Source organism: Paraburkholderia sp. EG304 (assembly GCF_046543485.1).
GTDB lineage: Bacteria > Pseudomonadota > Gammaproteobacteria > Burkholderiales > Burkholderiaceae > Paraburkholderia > Paraburkholderia youngii.
In genome coordinates, this window is sequence record NZ_JBKGUA010000135.1 from 1 (window position 1) to 5,585 (window position 5,585).

The 5,585-nt window shown below is 58.0% G+C and carries 4 protein-coding genes and 2 pseudogenes; 3 read left to right on the forward strand and 3 right to left on the reverse strand.

Annotation, left to right across the window (positions count from 1 at the left end; genetic code table 11):
* Positions 1-128: 128 nt before the first annotated feature.
* Positions 129-290, reverse strand: a pseudogene (locus ACLFKU_RS42260) (IS110 family transposase); the annotation flags it as partial.
* Between the two features lie 305 nt (positions 291-595).
* Here ACLFKU_RS42260 and ACLFKU_RS42265 point away from each other — a divergent pair.
* The 3 genes from ACLFKU_RS42265 to tatA all read left to right on the forward strand — a co-directional run bounded on the left by ACLFKU_RS42265 (position 596) and on the right by tatA (position 4,628).
* A complete protein-coding gene (locus ACLFKU_RS42265; protein WP_410853200.1) occupies positions 596-787 on the forward strand; it encodes a hypothetical protein in 192 nt (63 codons plus the stop codon).
* A 972-nt stretch (positions 788-1,759) separates the two neighbouring features.
* A complete protein-coding gene (locus tag ACLFKU_RS42270) occupies positions 1,760-4,045 on the forward strand; it encodes a hypothetical protein (RefSeq protein WP_410853201.1) in 2,286 nt (761 codons plus the stop codon).
* A 370-nt stretch (positions 4,046-4,415) separates the two neighbouring features.
* Positions 4,416-4,628, forward strand: a complete 213-nt coding sequence (tatA, locus tag ACLFKU_RS42275; protein ID WP_176122729.1) for a Sec-independent protein translocase subunit TatA — start codon at positions 4,416-4,418, stop codon at positions 4,626-4,628.
* 40 nt (positions 4,629-4,668) lie between these two features.
* Here tatA and ACLFKU_RS42280 read toward each other — a convergent pair whose 3' ends face one another.
* Positions 4,669-5,013, reverse strand: a complete 345-nt coding sequence (locus ACLFKU_RS42280) for a hypothetical protein (RefSeq protein WP_410853202.1) — start codon at positions 5,011-5,013, stop codon at positions 4,669-4,671.
* A gap of 90 nt (positions 5,014-5,103) precedes the next feature.
* A pseudogene (locus ACLFKU_RS42285) lies at positions 5,104-5,438 on the reverse strand (tyrosine-type recombinase/integrase); the annotation flags it as partial.
* Between the last annotated feature and the right edge of the window lie 147 nt (positions 5,439-5,585).

Here is a 5,585-nt window from a genome sequence, read left to right on the forward strand (position 1 = left end):
GGCTCCAATACGCCGATCATCGAGTGGCCCGATTGCGCCGATCATGCACTGGCTCGATTGCGGCGATCATCCGGTGGCTCGATTACGCCGATCCCGGAATGGCTCGAATATGCCGGTCAGTGACAGCTACACGCCTCCATCCCGATCATGCATTGGGCACGGTTCGCAAAGTGCTCCAAAAATCTCGCGCGTCTGATCGGCTTATTCGCGATCTCGCCTGTCTCTTCGTCGATGTAATGCACCTGAAACACATTCTTCGCGATATACAAACCCACCGTCGTACAGGTCATTTTGGTTCCTCGAGGCGCCGGTACACCCGTAGATTTTGTGCCCCGAACGTTGTTGCTATTGGTCTCGCAGTAACGACGTCTTCTGAACCGACGCGTGGGCGGGACGCGTTCATTTCATTCAACAGGCTAGCGGTCAGGGTAGGCTCTTCTATTCATTTAACCTGGACAGTCATGTCCCGCACGACCACCTTCACGAAAACGCCAAGCCCGCTACGCAAGTCTATGACGCATCGACTCCGTTCACTGAGGCTACCCCGTGCTCGTTTGATCCCTACGTGTTGAACCCCGCGGGAACGAATTACAACGTGCCGAACTTCCACCGCATTATCGTTCACAGACAGACCACGCCGATGGAATGGACGAAGTTCACGTTTGATCCGACGAAGAACGCACCGAACGGGCTCGATGCCGTTCTCGTGGTCGCGGCAGAAAGTTGCGCTGAACTAATTGCCAATATGATTCGCCGAGGGTTTGCCGAGACAAACCTATCGTCGTGATATTTGACGAGGGCGAATCGAGTTCGACCAGCTGCTGCGCAGCCCGTCGCTGTCGATCGGGGCCACTCCGCGGCGTCCGAGAACAAGTGCAACCGCCGCGGATTCCGTGCAGACTCCAGCTCTCGAGAGAATGGAGCCGTGAACAGGAAAGTACCGAAGTTTTCCCTAGAAGTCCCGGAGCAAGACGCGCCCCGGGTGCGCGATCAGCCTAGCGAACATCCGTCAATGGGGCGGCGGTCGACCAGTACAACAATGAACGTGAACATCAGGGACGATGGTGTTACGGCAAGGCCCCGATGCGCAACTTTCTCGATTCACTACAACTCGCCAGGGAGAAACTCATTCCCATTGATCGCGTCTTCTCTATCGGCCCAGACTACCTGCCAGATCGAGTTCCAGCCAACGCACTTCAGCTATGGGATTCGTGAAACAGGGGCAAGGTCACTTTCCGGCCCTGAACGCTCCCCGAGATCATTGGAAAGATACCCCGTGGAAAAGTGCTCATCGTCCACCACCGTCTGGACGTTCGTCGCTTCCGATTCGCAGACCGCGAAAAAAGTAACCTGCGGGCGCCTTTTAATCGCAAGAATAAGCCTATTTTCCGCCGTGCTCTAACCTCCGGCCCACTTCCTGCCGACATCCAGTAGTATCTCTTACCTGACGAGAGGCTCGAAAAGGTAATTACTACCGAATCACTATCGCTTATTCCCTTTTTGCGAATTCGCTCGCTGGCTGCGCAAAGGCAGATCAAGTGAGGATCGCTCCGGTAATCGAAATCCCTCCGACAAGCAGTTCGATAGAAAACGCGGCGCCTTGATGAACGCCTGGGAGCCGTCGTCCGATCGTATTGCAGCGGTTTGATAAGGATACCGAATTAAAAGGTGCAACCACTTTCTGGCGCACGTCAGACCCGTGTGACTCGAGCGCTTACCAACTGAATTTGGCCGGGTCTTCCGGCTGCGGATTATTTCTGTGATCAATCGACGACGATTTCTCGGCTGCCTGACGGCAGCTGCAAGCAGCTATGTACTGTTTGCGTGCGGTGGCGGGAGCAACAGCGACGCCACTGCGCCTCGCAGCAACAGCAGTGCGGCCAAGGCAAACGCCAGCGTATCCACCTCACCTAACGGCACGACAACCCCGCCGGCAGCGTCCATTGTCGACGCCTCCGGCATCATGTGGACGACCTCCAACGGGTATATCTACAGGAACGGGACCAAAGACCCCTACTCGTACAACGTCACAATGCTGCTGTGGTACAACGGCAGCGTCTTCCAGCAGAACACGAACGGGGATTACTATGTGTGGCTTGGGACGGGGTGGACAAACTCTGTCGATCCGCGCCTCATTGCGGCCAACGGTACGACTTCTGCCAACGGCACGACATCCCCGCCGGCGTCCGCCATTGTCGACGCCAGCGGCAGTGTGTGGATGACCGCCAACGGGTATATCTACAGGAACGGGACCAAAGACCCCTACTCGTACAATGTCGTGATGCTGCTGTGGTACAACGGCAGCGTCTACCAGCAAAACACGAGCGGAGATTTCTATCAGTGGATTGGGTCGGGATGGACACCGGCTTCCAATCCCTGCCTCGGGGGCACTTCGTCCAACGGCACGACAACCCCGCCTGCGGCATCCATTGTCGACGCCAGCGGCATCGTGTGGATGACCTCCAACGGGTATATCTACAGGAACGGGATCAAAGACCCCTACTCGTACAACGTCGCGTTGCTGCTGTGGTACAACGGCAGCGTCTACCAGCAGAACACGGGCGGGGATTTCTACAAATGGCTTGGGACGGGCTGGACACCCTCTGTCGATCCGCGCGTCGGGGGTAATATTTCGGCCAACGGCACGACAACCCCGCCGGCGACGTCCATTATCGACGCCTCTGGCATCGTGTGGACGACCTCCAACGGGTATATCTACAGGAACGGGACCAAAGACCCCTACTCGTACAACGTCACAATGCTGCTGTGGTACAACGGCAGCGTGTACCAGGAAAACACGAGCGGCAATTTCTATCAGTGGCTTGGGTCGGGATGGACGTCGTGTATCGATCCGCGCCTTGGCGGCACTTCGGCAGACGGCACGACGATTCCGTCCGCCGCCTACATCATCGACAAGTCCAGCAACATCTGGACGCTTTCGAACGGCTATATCTACAAGAACAAGGTCAAGGATCCGTCCTCCTCCAACGTGAGCCTGCTGTTGTGGTATGGCGGCATGATCTACCAGTCGGGGACGGGCGGGCAGTTCTCTGTCCTGACATGGAACGGCAACTGGTTACCGTGTACGGACCCGCGTATCGCCGCGGCGGCGACGCCGGGCGCGTTCTACGGCATCAACGGGCACTACGATTATCCGTTTACGCCCGCGCAGGTCGTCGGCGCGCTGCGTGCGCTAGGATGCACGACGTATCGCGTCGGCGTTTTCAACACGCCGACCCAGATTAACGCGTTGGTAGCCCTGGCAAGCGCTTTCAAGTCCGCCGGACTGACGCTTTTCCCGCTCGTCGAATACGGGCTCCGTGACACAAACAACAACCTGTACACGAGTGAATCGGCGGCCTATCAGGCTTCATTCTCAGGGGCTGCGGCGATTGCCACGGCGCTGGCGCCGTATGGCGTCACGATGTACGAATGTGGCAATGAACTGACCCGCGACGGGGCGATCATCCTGAATTCGGCAACGGCCGGAACAGGCAGGGGCGACTTCAACAACGCGAACTGGCCGATGTTGCGCGGCGCGATGCGCGGCATGATCGATGGCATCAAATCCGTGCAGCCGAACGCCAAGTGCGGCATCAACTTCTGCGTGGCGGATATCGCCGCCTCCGACATGCTATGGGATGGCTTGCAGCCGAATGGAACGAGCGGTTACCCTAAGGTTCGCTGGGACATCACGACGTGGCACAACTACCAGCCTTATGGCGATATCTTCGACGTAGGCTCGGACGGTGCCGGTCCAGGCTTCAACCTGCCGATCTACTGCAAGGCGCGCTATGGAGTGCCGTTCATCATCTCCGAATGGAACGCCGCCCCCGAAGATACCGAAGCGTTCCGCGCGACCTACGTCAGTCAGCAACTCGGCGAATTCTATGCGGCGCGCAAGACGTCTGCGGTTCAGTCGGTGATGTACTACGACTTGACGAGTGGTGACCAGACGTTCGGCATCGTCTCGAACAGTCTGGTACCGATCCAGCCGACTTACGGTGCGTTCCAGAGCTTCGTCGCAGCAAATCCTGACACCTGAGCCGATGCGGACGCCAGAGTCGGTATTCGCGATCGTCACGGCACTAGCATGTCTCGATATGCCGAATGTGCGTAAACGCTAGCGTTTTCACACCTGGCTTCTGCGTTTGAGAAGGTCCGCAATTGCGTCGGCAGCGAACGCTTCGAACGCTGTGAACGCAAATCACGGCTGGGACAACCGGAGCTTTCTTGCCTCTGCGGGTGACACGCATTGGTGGCGGCAATCACGGTTTCGATTCCGCAAATGGCTCAATGAGACGGGATCGCTTCGGATTTGACAATGGGGGCTACACCGGAACCCGCTACTTTCCGGAACGTGCGGAAAAGCTGCGCGTCATCGTTCAACGTTTTTCTAGTTCTAGAGGTTCGATATGGGAAGTCTCAGCATCGGTCATTGGCTAATCGTTCTGGCCATTATTGCGCTTGTTTTCGGCACCAAGAAATTACGTACCGCCGGTTCCGACTTGGGCGGTGCCTTCAAAGCATTCAAGGAAGGCATGGGTGGTGGGTCACCGTCGACCACTAATGCAGCCGCGGCCCAGCCGACGATTGATGTTCAGGCGAAGGATGTAATCGCGAAGTAACGGACCCGCCACATTAGCATCCAGAGCCACAGCCTCCGGTTCACAGAAGTCCGCTCGTTTCTGCGGTGTGCTCGGTACAAGCCCCGATCTCGCCGATATCCTGCCAGGCGGCCGCGCCGAGATCGTCCCACTCAATGTGAACACTAACAAGCCTGCGGTGCCGGCTCCAAACGCAGTTGATGGTTGAGAGTGTGAGTTCGGCGATGCAGGTAGCAGGCGTCCGGCCGCTCGAGAGCTCCACCGTCGGCAATCCGCCACATTGCTGACCTAAAATCCAGCCCGCTCCAATGTCGGCTCTGGCCGAGTCGTGCGCATAGGCGGTCCGGCAGCTTTCCGGGCCGAAGCGGTCTCGAGGACGGTTGTCCTGCAGCAGCAGCGGGCCCAAGTCCGCTGGTTTTGTCCCACGAGAACCGCGCCGACCGAGGCCGCACGAATGCCGGTGTCACATCGTTTCGCGCGGCCTGCACCAGCTGCGCTAGATTTCAGTCTGCTCCGAAATCTCAAGCGCGTCGTCGACTTCGATACCCAAGTATCTGATTTTGCTTTCGATCTTGCTATGGCCGAGAAGCAGTTGCACTGCCCTGAGGTTCTTGGTGCGTTTGTAAATCAGCGTCGCCTTCGTACGGCGCATCGAATGCGTGCCGTACGCTGTCGGATCAAGCCCCGCTGCATCCGCCCGGCGACGTATCATCCGGGCGTATTGCCGGGTTGAAAGATGCGGGGACGCCGATAGCGACGTGGGAACAGGTACTGTTCCGACCTCATGCCAGCCTTCCCAAGCCACGCGCCGACCGCCTTCCGGGTTGACTCGCTGACCGGCCGTCTGAGCGGTGTCATCTTCCGCCATATAGGGGCCACCGGGCTTCCGGCATAAAGGAGCCGGGACGTTTTCGGCATAAAGGAGCCACTTCGTTTCCGGCATATAGGAGCCAGTTGGCTTTCGGCATAAGGAGCCAG